We start from the raw sequence: 19057 nt of genomic DNA, 5'->3' as shown, positions 1-19057 counted from the left end.
GGCAGCGCGTGCTCGGCCCACCGTGGTCAAGGGGGTCGCTGGGCGCAGGATGCACTGTGAACTGGGCGGCGGCGCACCCGGCTCAGAGCATCGAGTGCGGTCCACCGCGTGCGCGTCCCTGTGCCCGGGTGCCCGGGTGCCCGGAACATGGCGGGAGTTGCGCCGGTGATGGAGTCCGGACCGCCTGCGGCGGTGACGTCGTGGCGTCCAGCACGTTGGTGAGGCATGAACGCAACGGGTTCGGACAGCGGCGGAGTCGACGGGGTTCGCGCGGTGGCGCAGCGGCCCAGGGGCCGTCAGCGGTTGGAAGGTGTATCAAGGGTGGCCGGTGCGCCGGTGCGAGGCGCTGTTTTCCGGGCGATGGACAGGATCATCCCCGTGCGTTGGGCAGCTGCGATGATGAGAGTGGTCTTGGTGCCCCTGGACAGGATGGTCCAAGTGCGCAGTGGGGGCCGGTTCAGTGTCTCCGGGCTGCTGGGGCTTCCGTCGCTGCTCCTGATCACGGTCGGTGCCCGCTCCGGTCGCCTCGTTCCCACTCCTTTGTGCTACGTCGGCCACGCGGACGGCTTCGCGGTCGTGGCCTCGAATTTCGGCCAGGCACGGCATCCAGTGTGGAGCACTAATCTCCTGAAGAATCCGGCGGCCACGCTCTGTACGGGAGGCCGGCGCATGCCGGTTTCGGCTCGGCTCGTCACTGGCGTCGAACGAGATGAGATCTTGCAGCGCTTCCTTTGTATTTCGAGCCACTACCAGGCCTACTGTGACCGCTCCGGTCGTGACGTGCGGATCTTCCACCTGCAGCCTGCAGGCCCCGCGTAGGGCGCGCTACGCCGATGAGAGACGAGCGACCGCGGTGGTGGCGGGGCCCCATCCGGCGGGGCGCCGCGTTCCCCAGGCACCTGGACGCGCACGGCCGCTGGGCCAAGCCCTGGGTGCTTGCCCGGGGCAGGCCCGGGCGCCTGCTGCTTTCGACAATGTCGACTACATGGGGCGGCGAAGGAGATCAGAGCAGCGTTGCGTGCTCATTCCGTTCTGCTCGCAGCCGGGTCGAACAGGCCTGCATCGTACGGATGCAGTCGCGGGGGCTCCCTTCTGCCCCGGCAGGAACGTCTGCCCGTTGCGGCGGTGTCTTTCGCGGGCTCCATGGCGTTGATCAGGCGTGACCACGGGACGGGCAGGCACGGATGAGACCGACGACGCTACGGCAACCGGCGTCGCTCGGGAGGTTCCACGGGCGCCTGGGTACCGGCTGGGCCACCTGCCGCTGCTGAAGCACGGGTTGCTGCCCGCACTGGCCCGGCTGAGCGCCGGACCCCCGGTGGTGAGGCTGCAGTTCGGCGCGGTGACCAAGTACGTGGTGAGTGAGGGGGGACTGGCACAGGAGATCCTCGTTGACAAGGGTCAGGCCTTCGGACGTAGCCGGGTGATCCGAGGGTTCCGCCCTGTAACGTGCCCCTATCTCTTTGGTCAAGCTGTCTGGGGGTTCCGCAGCGGGAGCGTCAGCCGTCCGTAGCCGTCTCGGCTCCGGTGTGTTCGTAGGTCCAGCCGGCGGGAGCATCGGGGGTCCGGACCCGCGTGTAGGTGTGCCGGGTGGCAGGGTTCGAAGGTCCCTGGCCCTGGCCACCGCGAGCACGGAGGCGTGCGGGCGGAAGTCCGTCGTGATCGAGCTGGACAATCTTGGTCCGTCCATTGAACGGGCCGCCGGTCAGCTTGATACCGACGGAGTTGTTGACCACCTCGCCGGCGAGCCAGCGGTGGACGACCTTCATGTGCTCGGAATCCTCGGCCTCCATCTCTGAAGCTGATCACGCGCCTGTCGGGAGGACAAGGAGGTCTCAAGTCGCTGCGGTGGTCCGGGATTCGTAGAAGGTTCCGTCGCGGAGCATGGCGAAGAGGACGTCGGCTCGTCGTCGGGCGAGGCAGAGCAGGGCCTGGGTGTGGTGCTTTCCCTGGCTGATCTTTTTGTCATAGTAAGCCCGGGATGCCGGGTCGCCCAGGGCCGCGAAGGCGGAGAGGAAGAAGGCGCGTTTGAGCTGCTTGTTTCCCCTGCGGGAGGGTTGTTCGCCGCGGATCGAGGAGCCCGAGCTCCTGGTCGCCGGGGCGAGTCCTGCGTAGGCGGCGAGGTGGCCTGCGGTCGGGAAGGTGCTGCCGTCGCCGACCTCGATCAGAATCCGGGCTCCGGTCCTGACGCCGACTCCCGGCATGGACGTCAGGACCTTGGAAAGAGGGTGGGCGTCCAGGAGTTCCTCGATCCGTCCGGCCAGGAGTTTGCGCTGGTCCAGGACGGCTGTCAGGGATCCGGCCAGGCTCGGGACGATCAGCGCGGCCGCCTCGGTCCCCGGAACGGTGACCGTCTGCTCATCCAGCGCGTTGAAGATCTCCTCGACCAGGCGCTCGGCCATCCTCGGTGCCTTCGGCCGTAACAGCGTGACCAGGCGGCGCCGGCCGGCCTTGCGGATCTGAGCCGGGGATCCGAACCGTTCCAGCAGCGTGAGGACGGCCGGGTGCTGTAATCGCGGCCCCAGGACCCGCTCCAGCGACGGGTGGATCTGGGTCAGCAGGCCGTGGAGCCGGTTGGCGACCCGGGTCGCTTCGCCGGCCAGGTCGTCGTCGAAGCCGACGATCATCTCCAGCTCGGCGATCGTCTCGTCCTCGCCGGCAATCGCCCGGAGTGTGTGCGGCATCGCCCGGGCCGCGTCCGCGATGATGAACGCGTCCCTGGCGTCGGTCTTGGCCTCGCCCGGGTAGAGGTCGGCGATCCGCCGCATCGTCAGGTCCGGTAAGTAGGCGACAGGGCAGCCCATGTCCCGGGCGACGGCCAGTGGCAGGGCCCCGATCGAGGCGGGCTGGTCGACGACGACCAGCACAGTTCCGTGCTTGGCCTGGAGTTTCGCGAACAGTTCACGGAGCTTGGGTTCGGTGTTGGGCAGGCGCTTGTCGAAGGCTTTCTTTCCGGCCGGTGTGACGGCGGTGGCCCTGGTGTTCGCTCTTGCCGACGTCCAGGCCGAGGAAGACGTCGATGTTGCCGATGTCGATCACGTGCAGGCCCCTCCATGACGCTTTCGTCCGGCCTTGCCTCGGCATCGAGCTGCCACACCCACGTTACGGAGAGCTCTTCCGACTTGGGTGAAGCCGGTGCTCAAGCCCCTCATCAGCGGTCCGTCGATGCCTCCGGGCCCGGTGACACCACCCCCCGGATCATCAACCGCAACAAGGGGGGAAGTCATGCCGGACCCGAAGGCCGGTAGGCCCATTGCGGAGCCACGAAAAAGGTAACGGGGGGGCTTGAGGCGTGTGAACCGGGTGTGAGTCGGGCTGGCCGAGTCGTCGGAGACGTCGGACAAGTTCGACGCGTGGGCCGGCGAAGGCGTGCACGAATCCATCAGCGGTGGGGCTCTGGGTGACGGTGCCCGGGTTCGGCCCGAGGGGGCTGATCCATGCGTGTCCGGCGTCGGTCGTGTCGTCGTACCGCACGCGCGCGCCGAAGCGGCCGTAGTACGAGGCCAGGGCATCGGCCACGGGCCGCTCGACGGTCGCGTCCCGCGACCGCTGAAGAGGTGGACGGGGTCGCCGGAGAGGTTGGCGGCGACGGGGGGCGACCAGCCCTTGGGCGGACCAGTCGCGGGTGGTGCGTTCGAGGCGTCGAGCCGGAGGTCCTGGTACGTCTTCATGCACGCGTACTGGGCCCGGTAGAGGTCGCCCTGCGCGCAGCCGTACGGGCCGGCCGCGAAGACGGCGGATCCGGCGAACGTGCCGGAGTACACAACGTGGAGCTGCGTCGCCATGTAACCGCCGGAGGAGACCCCGGCGGTGTGGGTGGCACTGACGGAGTGCGGTTTCAGCTCGCCGGGGCTGGGCGCCGGCGCCGCGGTGCGGGCTGCGGCTGCGGTCGGGACCTGGGTCGCCGCAGCGAGCAGCAGCATCACGGCCATCCGGCGCAACCGCCGGAAGCGGGGCTTTCGCTTCGAGGGGGCCTCCTCGGTGGGGTGGGGATTTCCCGGGAGGCCAGGACCGCGCGTGGCCGCCTGCCATGTGCCGGACGGCCACAACGGGCCGGGCGAGTACGGGAGTTCAGACACGGTCGGCATCGAGGTCTCCGGCACCCGTCCGCAACGGCCGCCCTGCCCCCAGCCCCCGGCGGCCGTCGACGCCGCGGGCGGTCGGGGTCGTACTCGGCGAGGCGGTCGCTGTGGTGGAGCGTACGCGACCGGGACCGCAACGGGCCGGGCAGGACGGCCCGGGCCGAGTGAGAGTCACCCGGTTGTAGACCTAACCGCTGCGGGTGGCGACGTACACGTACAGGGCGAACAGGCCCGTGAGGCACAGGAGGACCGCCCAGGAGGCGGCGCCCGTGTGACGCCCGGTCCGCCAGGCGTCGCGTCGGCCGCGTATGCGTCGGCGGCGGGGCCCGGCGGGGTGCCCGCCGCGCTGCCGGGGGACGGTCGGGGCCGCGGTCTCGGCGAGGAGGCGGCGGCACAGGGCCGCGAGGCCGGGCGTGCCGGCGGCCGGGTCCGCCACGGCCTCGCAGCGGGCCGGTGCCGTGGTGCCGCCGGGCAGGATACGGCCCGCCCGGACGAGCAGTTCGCCGCTGACGCCCGTCGGGGCCAGGCTGATCCACCGCTCGACGTGGTCCCCACGGATCACCACCCCGCCCGACCTCTCCCGGTACACGGTGTGCTCCCGCCACAACAGGACGGCCAGTTCCGCCGCGGTCTCCCTCAGACGTGCGCTCATGTCTCCCCACCCCCGGCACTGCACGAACAGTCGAACGGCACTGTAACGGTGGACACCGACAGTCCCGGTCGCGGGTGCGCGGTCCCGGGCCTCCGGCACCTTGCGCCCGCGCGGGGTGAGCCGGACGAGCGGGTCGCTGCGGGTGGTGCGGACGACGAGTCGCCGTACGACCCCGGGGTCGAGCGGCGCCGCCCTCGTGGATCCGCGCCGGGACGCCGAGGAACCCCTCCACCTGCGCGACCCGGTCCTTGCGGATGTCGGCGACGACGACGTCCGGGCGCAGCTCCTCGGTTTCCTGGAGCAGCGACACGGTGTCTGGTGGCGCGGCGAGCACCTCGGGCGGTGCGGCCACGTCCGGGCCGTGGGGACCCCAAGCAGGGCCCGTTCGCCGCCTGCTCGCCCAAGGGGCACACACAGACACCGTTCCCACCGCTCCCCGATGACCCGTACGACCCGGCCCGGTGACCAGCAGGACCCTGACCGGCGCGGTCGCCCATTTCGGATCGGCGCGGACCTTGCCGAGTACGCCGGTTCTTCAGGGCGCAGGCTCTTCCGCGAGTGCCGGTGGACGGCTCTCCGGTGCGGGTTGTGGAGGGTTCGGATCAGGGCAGGCAGCAGCGGGGGAGGGTGCCTCTGCCGCCGGTGGACCTGCCGGCCGTCCTGGCTCCGGTTGACGCCGTCTGGGCGCGTCTGGACCGTCCGGCCGTCCGTCGACAGGTGTCGACTGCTGATTCCGTACGCAAGTTGCGCTGGGCCAGGGGTGGCCACCTTCGCGGCTCTACTCCCCAGTGACGGCGAGCGACCTCGTGGGCTACGAGTCGTGGCAGGAGCGGGGCCGGTTGATCCTGCTGGAACGCGAGCCCGAGGTGATCGGGATGGCCCCGCAACCGGACGACACCGCCGACCGCATCAGCCCCAGGGTGTAAACCCGTGGGCGGATGCTGCGCGAGTGGGGCACGTGACAGCGTTCCCCTGTGCCCACGGACTGCCCGTCGCGGCACGGTTGACGACCCGTCACCAGGGGAGGGCCCATGACCACCACACCGTTCATCAGCCGGAAGGGCATGACGCGCCGCAGCATGCTGGGAGCCGCGCTGGCCGCCGGGGCCGCCGTGCCGCTTGCCGCCGCTGCCGGCCCCGCGTGGGCCGACCCGGCCCCGGCCGCCCCCGCCGCGGCGCGGCTCATGCTGCCCGCGCCGACCGGGCCGCACCCGGTGGGCACGGTCCAACTGCACCTCGTCGACCGGTCGCGTCCCGACGACATCGCGGGCCCCGGGCACTTCCGCGAGCTGATGGCCACCGTCTGGTACCCCGCCCGCGACGTCCAGCGGTACCCGGTGGCGCCCTGGATGCCGGCCGGCGCACTCCAGGCGTTCCTCGCCGACGTCGGGTTCAGCGATCTGGCCCCTCTGGGACCGCTCACTGCCGCCCACGTGGGCGCTCCGGTGCGGCGGACGGGCCAACGGCTGCCCGTCGTCCTGTTCTCGCACGGCGCGCACAGCCACCAGGGCGACCACACCGTCATGGTCCAAGAGCTCGCCAGCCACGGATACGCGGCTGTGACGGTGGCCCACCAGTACGACACGTACACCGAGTTCCCCGACGGCCGGGTCGCCGTGCCGCTCCACGACAGGCAGGCGCCGACGCTGCCCGGGGACTTCGCCGCCGACCTGCGCTTCGTCCTCGACTGCGTCGAGCAGCTCGCCGCCGGGTGCAATCCCGACGTCGACCGCAAGGAGCTGCCGGCCGGGCTGCTCGGCTCCCTCGACCCGCGGCGCATGGGCGCGTTCGGCTGGTCGAAGGGCGGGACGGCCACCGCCTGCGCCATGCTCGCGGACGAGCGAATCCGGGCCGGGCTGAGCCTCGACGGCCCGATGCAGATGAATCCACCGCTGGCCGGCGACTTGGACCGGCCGTTCATGATGATGTCCGCCGTGTTCACCCGGGCCACGGATCCCGAGGCCGCCGCATTCTGGTCGCACCTGCGGGGTTGGCGGCTGAACATTCAGGCCCAGGGCGCCGTCCACGTCTCGTACGGCGACAACGAGGCGCTGTTCCCGCAGGTGGCGAAGCTGTACGGATGGAGCGGGCAGCAGCTCCAGGACGTGATCGGCACCCTCGATCCCGACCAGGCGGTGAAGATCCAGCAGGCGTACCCGCTCGCGTTCTTCGACGAGCACCTGCGCCACCGTCGGGGGCACCTGCTCGACGGCCCGTCCCCAGCCTTCCCGGCAGTGACGTTCCTCCCCTGAGCACCCGGGACCGTAGCATCGCGGCCCCTCGCAGGCCCTTGAGGGAGCAGGACGACTGGGCCGAGTTCTACCCGAACCGCCTCGGTTTCAGCACGCCGAGGGACGGCTCGTACGACCCGTAAAGGATCCGCAGCCAAGATCGTTTGGCAAAGGTCAAGATCTCTTGTCAGAGGTAGGCCGCGGAATGAGGCGGGGGGCGGGTAGGCGCCGATCGGTCCGTCGAGTTCGTAGGTGTGGACGACGGGTGTCCCTCTCCTCCTTGAACGGCGGCTCTCAGGTATCACTCGACGGTGGGACGCGCCCGCACTCTCCGTACGGGTGTCTGGATCGTCTGGGACAGCAGGGGGGAGCTCGATGCCGGGGCCGTACGTATCACCACGTTCGATCCAGAAGTGCGAGCAGGCTTGGCTCCACGGGGTCGCGCAGCTGAGGCTGGGCAACCGGGGTGCTGCGGCCGAGTGCTTCCGCGTGGCTGTCGAGCACGATCGGATCGCGGCCGATGCCTGGTTAGGGCTCCATGCCGCCGGACAGCTCGGCGACAACGCCGGCTTTTGTCGGGGAGGTCGCCTGTCTGCGCGGTCGCGCTCACGAGCAGCTCGGCCGGACCGAGGAGGCGCTGAAGCAGTTCCAGACTGCGTTCCGGTATGGCCCGGGGCTGGGTGACGTGGCCCAGCGCGCGAAGGTGGTTGCCCCGCCTGCCGCACGTGTGCCCGCCCTGGCCGCCGCGGCCGCGCGGGAACAGCGTGGGGACTCCTCCGGCGGCACCTTGAGCGATGAGGAGCGTTCGGTGTTGCTGGACGAGGCGATGGCCGAACTGGACGCGATGGCCGGTCTGGCCCCGGTGAAACGACAGGCGCGGAGCCTGTCGGCACAGCTGAGGATGGCCGCGGTGCGCAGGAGCCAGGGCCTGGCTGCGGCGCCGGCTCTTCAGCATCTGGTCTTCGCCGGGCCGCCCGGCACGGGCAAGACCACGGTCGCCCGCGTCGTCGGCAAGGTCTTCGCCGGGCTCGGCCTGCTGGAGCGGGGCCATGTCGTCGAGACCCAGTGCGTCGACCTCGTGGGACAGCACCTCGGAGAGACGGCGATCAAGACGTCCGAGGCCATCGACCGGGCGCTGGACGGCGTTCTCTTCATCGACGAGGCGTACGCGCTGTCCAACGCCGGGCTACTCGGGCGGTGACGCCTTCGGGAAGGAAGCGTTGCGGGTACTGCTCAAACGGGCCGAGGACGACAGGTACCGCCTGGTCGTGGTTCTGTCCGGGTATCCGAACGAGATCGCCGAGCTCCTGTCGGCAAGGGCCGCTTCGCGCGCGAACTCGCCCGGAAGACCGCGCCCTGGTCACGGAGGCCAGGTGCGGACCGTGTCCGGAGCGATCCGCAGACGGCGCGACACCTCCATGACCGATTGCCCCTCCGCGCCCTCCAGCACGATCCGTGACCCGCTAGGCCAACGCCTGGGCCGTCGTACGACGACGTACCCAGCCCTCCAGACAGCCTGCTGGGCATCGGTCAGCTACAACGGCGGAAGGGGCTTTCGCGTCGCAGGTCGTGAACCGCCGTGAACCGCCGTGAACACCTCGGCATCGACCCGGACCGGCTCAACGTCAACGGTGACGGCATCGCCGTCGGCCACCCCTACGGCATGAGCTGTGCCCGGCTCGTCGGACACGCGCTGCTGGAAGGGCGGCGGCATGGGCACGGCGGGTCTGTTCGGGATCGGCTGACGCAACGGCTCGGCAGAGGACCACTCCGAAGGCGTAAGCATTTGGTCATGGGCGATGGCCTAGCGAACCGGAACTCCCTTGATCACCATGGGAGCACGGATGCCGGACGGCATACCGGGCGCTCCCGGACGGGAGCCTGCGGCCATCAGGATGTCCGCCATCACCACAAGAGGGACCATCATATGAAGCGTGATCGCACACAGTTGAGGCGAATGGGACGTTGGGCGGTGGCCGGCGTGTTCGGCACCGTCCTCGCCCTGGCCGGATCCGTCGCCACACCCGCACCCGCGGAGGCGGCCACGCTCAGCGGCCACCTCAAGAACGCGAAGACGGGGCGCTGCCTCGATTCCAATTTCGCGGGCGAGGTGTACACCCTCCCGTGCCAGCACGGGAACGACCATCAGATCTGGGAGATTTCGGACGACCTCCCGTCCGAGTACCGTACGGCGGAGGACGGCCACGGCCGGTTCCGATTCCGCAACCGGGCGACCGGCCGATGCCTCTGGGTCGTCGCGGCGGCCGGTGGCTCGAACGGTGCGCTCGGGACTGCGTCGTGTGTTGACATGATCCCGCAGTACACCACGTTCATCGACGGTGTCGGCAACGGTTTCAGCAATGTGTACCTCCGCGGACAGCACGCCCTCACCGGCGGGCGTCCCTTCTGTGTCGGCGGCAGCTACTCGCAGGCCTACGCGCAGAGCTGCAACTACAGCAACCCGTACCAGCGCTGGAGCAGGGTCAGGGTGTGACTCCTGGGCCGGTGCTGCGGGCAATCGCCCTGCGCAGCACCGGCCCTTCCGGTTTCCGCTCCTGCCCGGGTGCTGCGGGATCGACGCATGTTAATGTCATTCACATTAGGGTGGTGTGAACAACCGGAAGTGCCACCCGTACACCTGGACCGCCGCCGACCAACGGAGCGAACCGTGACCGCTCAAGCGCACCCACCGCTGTCCGTATCCCGGCCGCTCAATGAACTCCGCAGCTGGCCGCGGTCCTTCGCGGACCGGCTGACCTCGCCCCTCCCCGGGCTCGGCGACTTCGTCCGCCTGGCCCTGCGGGGCGAACGCCTGCGCCCGTCGGCCGAAGGGCGCGCCCAGATTCCCGACCTGCCCTTCCAGCCCGGCCCGCTCCCCGAGGCCGGGCCAGCGGACCTGGCCCTGACCTGGGTGGGCCATGCGAGTTACGTGCTGCGGATCGGTGGCCTCACCGTCCTCACGGACCCGGTCTGGTCCCGGCGCATCGTGGGGACGCCGGAGCGTGTGACGCCCGTAGGGGTCTCCTGGCGGGACCTTCCGCCGGTCGACGCCGTGGTCATCAGCCACAACCACTACGACCACCTCGACGCCCCCACCCTGGACAGACTGCCGCGCGACACCCAGGTGTTCGTGCCGGCCGGCCTTGCCGGCTGGGTGCGGGGGAGGGGCTTCACGCACGTCACCGAGCTCGACTGGTGGGAGGCGGCAGAGCTGCCCGGCCCGTCGGGGCCGGTCCGATTCGACTTCGTGCCCTCCCACCACTGGAGCCGTCGAGGCCTGTCCGACACCTGCCGCAGCCTCTGGGGCGGCTGGGTCCTGACCGGGCCCGACGGGAAGCGCCTCTACTTCGCGGGAGACACCGGATACGGGAAATGGTTCGGGGAGATCGGGGCCCGCTACCCCGGGATCGACGTGGCGCTCTTGCCGATCGGCGCGTACGAGCCGCGCTGGATGCTGTCGCCCGTCCACACGTCTCCGGAGGAAGCCGTCCGGGCCTGCGTCGATCTCGGCGCGCGGATCATGTCACCGATGCACTGGGCGACGTTCCTGCTCTCGGCCGAACCGCCGCTGGAGCCCCTGCACCGGGTGCGAGCCGCCTGGGCGGAGGCGGGACGCCCCGCCGGGGACCTGTGGGACCTTCCCGTCGGCGGCTCCCACGCACTGGAGCACCGTTGAGGGGCGCCGTCTCAATCCTGCGGTACCGGGAGGGTGCGGATGCCCCTGTGGAGCAGGTGCCGGTCCATGGCGGCCGGGGCGTCGGGGCGAAGGTCGGGGTGCCTTTCGTACGTGGTCCGCAGCGCGGTTGCCAGTGCGCTCACGAGGTGGTCGTCCTCGATGTTGGTCCACTCGTGGAAGGCGCGGTCGAGGCACTCTCGTGTTGCGCGGAGGTCCGGGTTCGGCGTTGCCGAGTGGAACCGGGCGGCGGACAGCCACAGTCGGGTCGCGAGGCCGGGGTCCCGGGCGATGCCGGCGACGACGGCCCGCACTTCGATCCAGTGGGTGGCCTGGGGCGACTTGGAGCCGTGGACGCGTATGGCCTGGGTTTCCAGCCGCCGTATGGCGGCCTCGACTTCCTCGTACCGACCCGCGCGGGCCTCTCGCCACAGAAAGGCGTGGGTGTCGCCGCCGGGCACGGAGTCCAGGGTGAGCAGCGGGTGCTGCGGGAGCGTCACGGCGCTGCCCGCACGACCGGGGGCTCCCTTCGCCGGATCCGTGCGTCGGGCGTCCGCCACCACGACCAGGGTCACGCCCAGCATGATCACGAGGAGTCCCGGCCACGCGTCCGCGGCGGGCAGCTGGCCGAGCCACAGCCAGGCGATGAGCGCGGCCACCGGTGCCTCCAGCAGCAGCATCACGCTCACCGCCGTGGCCGGCGCCCGGCCGAGGGCGAAGTTGAGCGAGAAAAGCCCCAGCAGCTGCGGGAAGATGAGCAGGCCCAGCAGCGCGAGCCAGGTGTCGCCGGTGAAGGCGAACAACGGGGTCGAGGTGGCGAGGCAGAGGATCAGCAGCTCCACCGTGCACACCGTGAAGCACAGCACCGAGTACATCGGTGTGCTGACGTCGGGACGGGCCTTCTCGCTGAGCGCTGTGTAGCCGGCGAGCGCGATCGCGCCCGCGAGGGCGAGAAGGTCACCGACGAGCGCCTGGGTGCCCGCCTGCACGTCCGTGCCGCTGGCGAACGCGGCTCCCGCCACGGAGACGCCGAGGCCCGCCCAAGTGGCCCGCGGGAGCCGGCTCTTCTGCAGGGTCGCGATGAGGGCCTGCCAGACGGGCTGGGTGGCGACCAGAGCGGTGGCCATCGCCACGCTGGTCAGCCGGGTGCTGGGCATGAACGTGGCGAAATGGGCGGCCAGCGCCGTGCCGGCGAAGACGCCGTGGATGACGGCGCGGCGTTGCTCCTTTTGGACGAGCGATCGCTGCCCGAGGAAGACCTTGCGCACCTCGCGCCGACGGACCAGCATGAACGCCGGTCCCAAGGTGAGGAGCCCCAGCGCGTTGCGCCCGAATGCGAGAGCGAGCGTGGGGCCGGTGGCGTACGCGGTCAACGGCGCGGTGGCGGAGAACGCGAGGACCGTCACCAGCACGGCAGTGACGGAGACGGCATCAAGCTTCGTGCGCATGGCAAGGAGCAACTTTCCTGGTGGATCGCCTTATGGCGGTTGACGGCATCGATGCCCTGCGGGCCCGCGAGGTGAGCGCCGTGTCGGACGGCTGCGTCGCCTCGGCGACGAGACGGCAGGCGTGGTCAGGGGAGGTGGCGTCGTTGGATCACGGGTTCGGCGACTGGGGAGGTCGGGTCACCGGAACAGGGAGGGGGCTGCGGCGTAGGTGGTCTCGTTCCCACCGTCGTAGGGTCGGCGCCGCAGGCGGCTGATGCCGACAATCCTCGCGTCGTGCCAGTGGCTGGTCACTGTTGCGGCCCACCCGGTTTCGGGGTCCCACTTGTCCTGGTCCACAACACGACGCCCACACGCCCGCCTTGCGATGCACCGCACCGGACGACGCGCCCCGGCAGACCTCGCCGGCCACAGCAATAGGATGATCAGCATGACGGATTCGCCGGCCACCGATCCGGACGTCATCGACGCCCAAGTCGCGCTGCTCGCGGCCGGAATGCTCGAACGCGCCGAGAAACTCGCCGCGAGCGCGACGGCCAGGATCCGGGAGGCGGTTCCGGTCTACCGCGGCGATGCGGTGCCCGCCGAGGAGCTGTACGAGGCGGCGCTCGACAATGTCCACCGGCTGTTCGGACGGATGGGACGCACACCTGGCCCGGCCACCGATATCGCCCGTGAACACGGCAGAGCCCGCGCGCGAGCCGGGGTGCCGCTGCCCGCGGTGATGGAGGGATACCGGGTCGGGGCCTGGTACTTGTGGGATCAGCTGGCCGGCGCAGCCGCGGACAGCGGGCTGTCCGGGAGTTCTACGGTGCTGGCCGCCTCCGAGGTGTGGAGCGCGATGCACACTCACACCGAGCAGATGGTCGGCGGCTACCGTGACGAGCTCGCCGCGCGGTTGGTGACCCAGGAACAGCGGCGGTCCGCGCTCCTGCAGGCGCTGCTCGAAGGGCGACTGACCGACACCAGCCTGTGGGAGGCCGCCCATGTCCTACGGCTGCCCGCCACGGGCCCCTACGCGGTCGTCGTGGCCAGCGTGCCGACCGTCGGCCGGCACTCTCTGCCCGACATCGAGTCCATCCTCGGCCGAGCCGGTATCGCGTCGGTTTGGCGACTGAGCCATGACGTCGAGATAGGCGTCGCCTGCGTCCGCGGGCCCGAGAGCCGCTTCGACCGCCTGGTCGCCGCGCTGACCTCGGATGCAGCCGGCTTCGTCGGCGTCAGCCCACCCTACGCCGACCTGCGCGCGACCGGCTCGGCCCTGCGGCTGGCCCGGATCGCCCTGCACGGCGCATTCGACGGCCACCAGGTCGTCGTCTTCGACCGGGATCCGCTGGCTGTCGCGGTCGCGAGCGATCCGGAGGTCATGCAGAGGGTCGCCCGCACCACCCTCGCCGGGCTCGACGGAGTCTCACCTGCCGAGCGGGCGTTGCTGCTTGAAACGTTCGGGGCGTGGTTGGACAACGGTGGGTCTGCGCAGCGGTCGGCCGGGCGGCTGCACGTCCACGCCAACACGGTCCGGCACCGTCTGCGCCGGTTGGAAGAGCGCACCGGACGCTCGCTCTCGGATCCGCGGTGGGTCGTCGAACTGGCCTTGGCCTTCGAAGCCGACCGCAGACTGCGATCCGAGGCGCCGCGCGCACGGTCCTGATGGCCGATCCCCGGGGCGGTCCTGCCGAGTACCACAGCGCCAGACCGTGCAGGTTATGCCTGGTGGCTTCGGAGGTGCGCCAGGGCCATGCCCAGGGCGTCGCGGAGGGGAGTGATGTCGTGGCGCAGCCGGGCCATCATCATTCCGCCTTGGAGTGCGGCCATGGTGGCGGCGGCCAGCCGCTGGGGGTCTGCGTCCGGCCGTAGGGCGCCGTTGTCGCGCAGCCGGATGAGGCCTTCGGAGAGGTGGGACTCCCAGGCACGGTAGGCGTCGGCGAGGCGGACGCGCAGCACCTCGTCGTCGTCGAGTTCGCCGACGAGCTTGCCCAGCGGGCAGGCCAGGGGGCCCGCGGGGCCCTGGTGCAGGGCCAGGAGTTCATTGGCCCAGGCGTCGAAATCAGCCCAGGAGTCCAGGTCCGTCAGGCGCGGCTGGGCCTGGAGGATGCCGGCCAGCTGGAGGTCGATGACGGCGCCCGTCAGATCCTGCTTTCCGCCGAAGTAGTGGTAGAGCTGAGACTTCCCCGCGCCACTTGCCGCCAGTACCTGGTCCAGGCCGGTTGCCGCCACGCCGTGCTCGTACATCAGCTCACCCGCGGCCTTCACGATTGCGGCCCGGGTGCGCCTGCCCTGCTCGGTGCGCGGCACCGCGCGCTGAGTGCTACTGGGGGACTTGCCTTGCTCGGCCATGTACCGAATAGTACAGTCACGCTGATGTACCGATCGGTACATGTTCTGGCTTTCCGCCGGCTCTACCCGCAGCAGCGCCTTTCGAAGGGTTTTCCCGTGACCGACGATTCGCTCAACGCCCGCCTCGCCGAGATTTCCGGACAGCTTGGGTCCGCCCTTCCCGCTGAAGCCCTCGGTGTCCTCTTCGAGGAGCAGCGGCGCCTCGGGGAGGAAGGCCGCACCCCGGCCCTCGTCAAGCCGGGCGACGTGCTGCCGACGGCGACCCTCACCGGTCCCGACGGCGTCCCGGTGGACCTCGCGGAGGCGCTGGGCGACGGTCCGGCCGTCGTGGTCTTCTACCGTGGCGGCTGGTGCCCGTACTGCAATCTGACACTCCGCACCTATCAGCAGGAACTCCTGCCGCACCTGGGGGAGTTCGGTGCCACGTTGGTGGCGGTCAGCCCGCAGGCGTACGACGGCTCGCTGGACACCAAGGGGGCCGCCGGGCTCGAGTACGCCGTACTTTCGGACATCGGCAACACGCTGGCCAGGGAACTCGGCATCACCCACGCCGTATCCGAGGAAGTGCGCCGGACGCAGACCGGTCTCGGGCTCGATCTGGGAGAGGTGAACGGGACGGGCCGGTGGGAGCTGCCCCACCCGACCGTGCTGGTCGTCAGCGCGGACCGCACCGTCCTGCTCGCCGACGTCCACCCCGACTTCAGCACCCGTACCGAAGTCTCGACCGTCCTCGAAGCCTTGCGCTCCGAGCGCTGACATCGCCGTCCGGCCCGGCCGGTGACCGAATGAGAGGGAAGCGGCGCTTTGCATGACCGATTCGATGGTTGTGCTGTGTGGTTTCGGACCGGACCTGATTCCGCTCCCGGGCCGTGCCACGCTGACCGCGAGGCGAGGACGGCCGGTGCCAAGGGGGGGGGTGCGTGTCTCGACCGACCGACCCGGGACCGTTGCGGCCCGTCCGATTCCGAGCGGGGCCGCCGTGGTGAGCGGGGTCCGCCGCTCTTGGCCGGGCGTCAGGCGCCGCCCGGCGGGCGGGGAACCGGTCCCCGTGGGGGCGGCCGGAATTGCCGCGGTGCCCGGTGACCCCTCCTCCACGTTCCTGGCGGCGGAGCACCACGACGGCCTCGTCCTGCTGCGCACGGCCCACGACCGCACCCCCACCCCCCGGTTGGTGGCGGATCTCGTGACCATCCTCGGAGCCGCGGCGAGGGAGGCGCCGGAGGGACAGGTGGTCACCGTCCTGCCCCTGTGCCCGCCTGCGGGGGAGAGCCGGTTCTGGGATGCGCCGGCAGGTTCACCGGCCCTCGGCAACTCCGGGGCCGAAGCCGCTGCCGGCCCCGCGCTCACCGCGGGGAGTCCCGGCCCAGTCGTCTCCTTCACCGAGGCGCCGCCCGCCGGCGAGCCGTCGAACGCCCCCGCCCCCGTCCGGTCCGGTGAAGCGGCCGATCGGGCCGCGGGCCCGGTGGTCCCGGGCCGCACCCGCCCCGCTGTCACCCCGGATCCGTCCAACTCGAAGCGGGTGCTGCTGAGGAACAGCATGACCGGCAAGTGCGCCGACCTGCCCGGAACGGGCAGGGGGTACTCCAACCAGGCGGTTCGGCAGGGAGAGTGCAACTCCAGTTCCTCCGAAAACCAGTTGTGGGACTTCGAGCTCCACTACCCCCGGGGTGGCCCGGGCGGCGCGAACCTCTTGCAGATTCGCAACGTCAAGGACCGGCTCTGTCTGGACCTTGAGGGCACGGGCGGCGCGCCCCGCAACACGTGGGTCGCCGAGAACCAGTGCGTCGGTACGTACAAGGACAATCAGCTCTGGTGGCTCCAGCGCAAGAGCGACGGCACGTACTGGATCCACAACTTCGCCAGCGCGCAGCAGTGCCTGAACGTGGTCGGCTGGGCGGGTGACTCGGCCGACGGCGCGCCTCTGGAGATCCGGCCCTGCCTGGTGAACGACGACCACAAGTGGACCATCGTGAATCAGTGATGCGGGGCGCCCCGGGCGACGCGCGGCCCGCACACGAAGAAGCCCCGACCGTCGGCGGTCGGGGCTTCTCCGTGTGCCGGACGCGGGAAACCTTGAGAATCGGACCGGCGGTCCGTATGCTTCATTTTATGCGGACCGCTGGTCCGCATGCGGCTCGCCGTATCTTCGAGCAGAACGGAACCTTGATCATGACAGCCCCCATGACGCCCGCGGAGCTTTACCGCCACGGTCTGCAGCTGCTGCTGCAGAAGGACATTCCCGGCTGGGTGGACCTGTGGGACGAGGATGGTGTCCTGGAGTTCCCGTTCGCGCCGGAGGGCTGGCCCGTGCGGCTGGAGAGCAAGGCCGCGGTCGGTGACTACATGCGCCACTACCCCGACCACGTCGACATGCACGACTTCCCCGAGGTGACGGTCCACGAGACCACGGTCCCCGAGACGATCGTGGTGGAGATGCGCGGTGTCGGTCGCCTGGTGGAGAGCGACACCCCCTTCGGCATGACCTATATCGCCGTGGTCACGGTCAAGGACGGACTCATCTCCTCCTACCGCGACTACTGGAACCCCCTCGCCGTACAGCAGCCCGGCGCCGACTTCGTAGGAGCGAACTGATGAACGACCTCAACGCGACCCTGGTCATCGGTGCCACCGGCACCACCGGCCGCCGCGTCACCGCCGGCCTGATCGCCGAAGGCCACCGCGTCAAGGCCGCCAGCCGCAACGCCACCCCGGTCGACGGCGCACAGGCGGTCCGTTTCGACTGGAACGAGCCTGCCACCTGGGACGAGGCCCTGGCCGGCGTCGGTCGTACCTACCTCGTCCCGCCGATCGGCTCCTCGGACCCGGCCGCGGTCATGCTGCCCTTCCTCCGCAAGGCCCGTGCGGAGGGCGTGCGCCGTGCGGTGCTGCTGAGCTCTTCGGCGATCCCCGCGGGCGGTCCGGCGGTGGGACAGGTCCACGAGGCGCTGCCCGGGTTGATCGGGGAGTGGGCGGTGCTGCGGCCCTCCTGGTTCATGCAGAACTTCGCCGGCCACACGCCCCACGCGCGCAGCATCCGTGACGAGGGCGCCATCCGGACCGCCTCGGGGAAGGGCCGTGTCGGGTTCATCGACGCCGGCGACATCGCCGCGGTCGCCGTACGCGCACTGACCGACGAGCAGGCCCCCAACGCCGACCTCATCCTGACCGGGCCGCAGGCGCTGAGCTACGACGACGTCGCCGCGATCATCGCCGAGGTGACCGGCCGGCCGGTCACACACCAGCACCTGACCTTCGAGCAGCTGCGCGACCGCTGGGCGGCCGAGATCCCGCTGGAGTTCGCCACCATGCTGGCCGGCATGGACCGCGCCATCGCCGACGGCGCCGAGGACCGCGTCACGGACGCCGTCGAGCGCCTCACCGGGCGCCCCCCGGGCACCCTCCGCGCCTTCGTGGAACGGGAGGTCCAATGAAGCAGTTGATGTTCCAGGACGATCCCGCGTTCTGGTTCGAGACCCTGCGCAACCTCGGCCTCGCCGCCTACGGCGGCTCGGACGTCGGCGAAGTCATCGCCACAGCCTCCCGCATCACCCCCGGCGACTACGACGGCTGGCACGACGCCTGGCTGTCCACAGCCGAGCGCCTGGAGACCGAGGCGCGCGGGTCCCACCCCGTCAGCGCGCGCGACGGACTGCTGCGCGCCTCCAGCTACTACCGGGCGGCCGAGTTCTTCCTCCACGGCAACCCCGACGACCCGCGCATCGACCACGCGTACGAGCGCGGCGTCGCCTGCTTCCGCGACGCCATCGCCCACCTCCCCGACGTCACGCCCGTGGAGATCCCCTACGAGGACACCGTCCTGCACGGCTACTTCTACCGGGCGGCGGGCGAAGGTCCGAGGCCGGCGCTGGTCATGCACAACGGATTCGACGGCGCCGCCGAGGAGCTGCACTTCCTCGGCGCACTCGGCGGACAGGAACGCGGCTACCACGTCCTGACCTTCGACGGCCCGGGCCAACCCGCCGCCATCCACCTCGACGGGCTGGCCTTCCGGCCGGACTGGGAGAACGTCGTCGGCCCCGTACTGGACTTCCTCACCCGCGACCCCGGCGTCGACCCGGCCCGCATCGCGCTCCTCGGCGTCAGCCTCGGCGGCTACCTCGCACCCCGCGCGGCCGCCCACGAGCCGCGCCTGGCAGCCGTCGTCGCCCTCGACGGCGTCTTCGACGCCGTCTCCGCCCTGACCGCGCACCTCCCACTGCCGCACGAGGAAGCCGTCCGGCGGGCGGCAGCCGAGCACGACGGGGAACTGGACCGGATGCTCGCCGACGGCCGCGCGCGCAGCCCGATCCTGCGCTGGGCCTTCGACCACGGCCGCTACGTCACCAGGACCTCGACGGACCGGCAATTCCTTGCCGAGTACGCCCGCTACAGCTTCAAGGACGGCAGTGCCGGGAACATCACCTGCCCCGTGCTGGTGTGCGAGGCGACCGACGACCTGTACTACTCCGCCACCGGGGAGGAGGAACCCGATCCACGCAAGCTCTACCGCCACCTCACCGCCCCGAAGACACTCCTGAGCTTCACCGAGGAGGAAGGGGCAGACGCCCACTGCCACCCGGGCGCCATCCGGCTCGCGACAGGGCGTGTCTTCGACTGGCTCGACGACACGCTCTGAT

16 protein-coding genes and 2 pseudogenes are annotated in these 19057 nt (G+C 70.7%); 13 read left to right on the top strand and 5 right to left on the bottom strand.

Annotated features, from left to right (window positions below; genetic code table 11):
* Nucleotides 1-225 precede the first annotated feature (225 nt).
* Entirely contained in the window at nt 226-819 is a 594-nt protein-coding gene (locus tag ACIQU4_RS18265; RefSeq protein WP_403731318.1) for a nitroreductase/quinone reductase family protein, read from the top strand.
* Nucleotides 820-1499: 680 nt separating this feature from the next.
* On the opposite strand, the gene ACIQU4_RS18260 is transcribed toward ACIQU4_RS18265, so the two are convergent.
* From ACIQU4_RS18260 to ACIQU4_RS18250, 3 genes and pseudogenes are all read right to left on the bottom strand, one after another.
* Nucleotides 1500-1793 carry a hypothetical protein gene (locus ACIQU4_RS18260; protein WP_403731315.1) on the bottom strand — a complete coding sequence of 98 codons (294 nt, stop codon included), beginning with the start codon at nt 1791-1793 and terminating at the stop codon, nt 1500-1502.
* A 42-nt stretch (nt 1794-1835) separates the two neighbouring features.
* Nucleotides 1836-3084 (bottom strand): annotated as a pseudogene (locus ACIQU4_RS18255) (IS110 family transposase).
* A gap of 1185 nt (nt 3085-4269) precedes the next feature.
* Nucleotides 4270-4734, bottom strand: coding sequence for a hypothetical protein (locus ACIQU4_RS18250; RefSeq protein ID WP_403731312.1), 465 nt, complete (start codon nt 4732-4734; stop codon nt 4270-4272).
* 788 nt (nt 4735-5522) lie between these two features.
* Here ACIQU4_RS18250 and ACIQU4_RS18245 point away from each other — a divergent pair.
* From ACIQU4_RS18245 to ACIQU4_RS18220, 6 genes and pseudogenes are all read left to right on the top strand, one after another.
* On the top strand, nt 5523-5660 hold the full coding sequence (locus ACIQU4_RS18245) for a hypothetical protein (protein ID WP_403731310.1): 138 nt from the start codon (nt 5523-5525) through the stop codon (nt 5658-5660).
* A 105-nt stretch (nt 5661-5765) separates the two neighbouring features.
* Nucleotides 5766-6986, top strand: coding sequence for an alpha/beta hydrolase family protein (locus ACIQU4_RS18240; protein WP_403731308.1), 1221 nt, complete (start codon nt 5766-5768; stop codon nt 6984-6986).
* 517 nt (nt 6987-7503) lie between these two features.
* The gene (locus ACIQU4_RS18235; RefSeq protein WP_403731305.1) at nt 7504-8166 is read left to right on the top strand and encodes an AAA family ATPase; all 663 of its coding nucleotides are present in this window, start codon (nt 7504-7506) and stop codon (nt 8164-8166) included.
* Nucleotides 8167-8544: 378 nt separating this feature from the next.
* Nucleotides 8545-8670 (top strand): annotated as a pseudogene (locus ACIQU4_RS18230) (hypothetical protein); the annotation flags it as partial.
* Between the two features lie 252 nt (nt 8671-8922).
* Entirely contained in the window at nt 8923-9459 is a 537-nt protein-coding gene (locus ACIQU4_RS18225; RefSeq protein ID WP_403732101.1) for an RICIN domain-containing protein, read from the top strand.
* Nucleotides 9460-9552: 93 nt separating this feature from the next.
* Nucleotides 9553-10641 carry an MBL fold metallo-hydrolase gene (locus tag ACIQU4_RS18220; protein WP_403731302.1) on the top strand — a complete coding sequence of 363 codons (1089 nt, stop codon included), beginning with the start codon at nt 9553-9555 and terminating at the stop codon, nt 10639-10641.
* Between the two features lie 11 nt (nt 10642-10652).
* Here ACIQU4_RS18220 and ACIQU4_RS18215 read toward each other — a convergent pair whose 3' ends face one another.
* Entirely contained in the window at nt 10653-12086 is a 1434-nt protein-coding gene (locus tag ACIQU4_RS18215) for a DMT family transporter (protein ID WP_403731300.1), read from the bottom strand.
* Nucleotides 12087-12513: 427 nt separating this feature from the next.
* On the opposite strand from ACIQU4_RS18215, the gene ACIQU4_RS18210 reads away from it, so the two are divergent.
* The gene (locus ACIQU4_RS18210) at nt 12514-13734 is read left to right on the top strand and encodes a PucR family transcriptional regulator (protein ID WP_403731298.1); all 1221 of its coding nucleotides are present in this window, start codon (nt 12514-12516) and stop codon (nt 13732-13734) included.
* A 53-nt stretch (nt 13735-13787) separates the two neighbouring features.
* Here ACIQU4_RS18210 and ACIQU4_RS18205 read toward each other — a convergent pair whose 3' ends face one another.
* A complete protein-coding gene (locus tag ACIQU4_RS18205) occupies nt 13788-14420 on the bottom strand; it encodes a TetR/AcrR family transcriptional regulator (protein ID WP_403731295.1) in 633 nt (210 codons plus the stop codon).
* 96 nt (nt 14421-14516) lie between these two features.
* Here ACIQU4_RS18205 and ACIQU4_RS18200 point away from each other — a divergent pair, with 96 nt between their 5' ends.
* From ACIQU4_RS18200 to ACIQU4_RS18180, 5 genes are all read left to right on the top strand, one after another.
* Nucleotides 14517-15176: a peroxiredoxin-like family protein gene (locus ACIQU4_RS18200; RefSeq protein WP_403731292.1), complete on the top strand. Its 660-nt coding sequence runs from the start codon at nt 14517-14519 to the stop codon at nt 15174-15176.
* A gap of 316 nt (nt 15177-15492) precedes the next feature.
* Entirely contained in the window at nt 15493-16401 is a 909-nt protein-coding gene (locus ACIQU4_RS18195; protein ID WP_403731289.1) for an RICIN domain-containing protein, read from the top strand.
* Nucleotides 16402-16589: 188 nt separating this feature from the next.
* The gene (locus ACIQU4_RS18190) at nt 16590-17012 is read left to right on the top strand and encodes a nuclear transport factor 2 family protein (protein WP_403731286.1); all 423 of its coding nucleotides are present in this window, start codon (nt 16590-16592) and stop codon (nt 17010-17012) included.
* Nucleotides 17012-17851 (top strand): NAD(P)H-binding protein, encoded by an 840-nt coding sequence (locus tag ACIQU4_RS18185; RefSeq protein ID WP_403731283.1) that lies wholly within the window; start codon nt 17012-17014, stop codon nt 17849-17851. The genes ACIQU4_RS18190 and ACIQU4_RS18185 overlap by 1 nt, the downstream gene beginning before the upstream one ends.
* Entirely contained in the window at nt 17848-19056 is a 1209-nt protein-coding gene (locus ACIQU4_RS18180; protein ID WP_403731281.1) for an alpha/beta hydrolase family protein, read from the top strand. Before ACIQU4_RS18185 ends, ACIQU4_RS18180 begins: the two co-directional genes overlap by 4 nt.
* Nucleotide 19057: the final 1 nt, after the last annotated feature.

Origin of the sequence: Streptomyces sp. NPDC090741, from assembly GCF_044769045.1 — a bacterium.
In the GTDB taxonomy this organism is placed as follows: Bacteria; Actinomycetota; Actinomycetes; order Streptomycetales; family Streptomycetaceae; genus Streptomyces.
The sequence above is the reverse complement of the archived record's forward strand: the minus strand, read 5'-3'. Positions and strand labels throughout refer to the sequence as shown.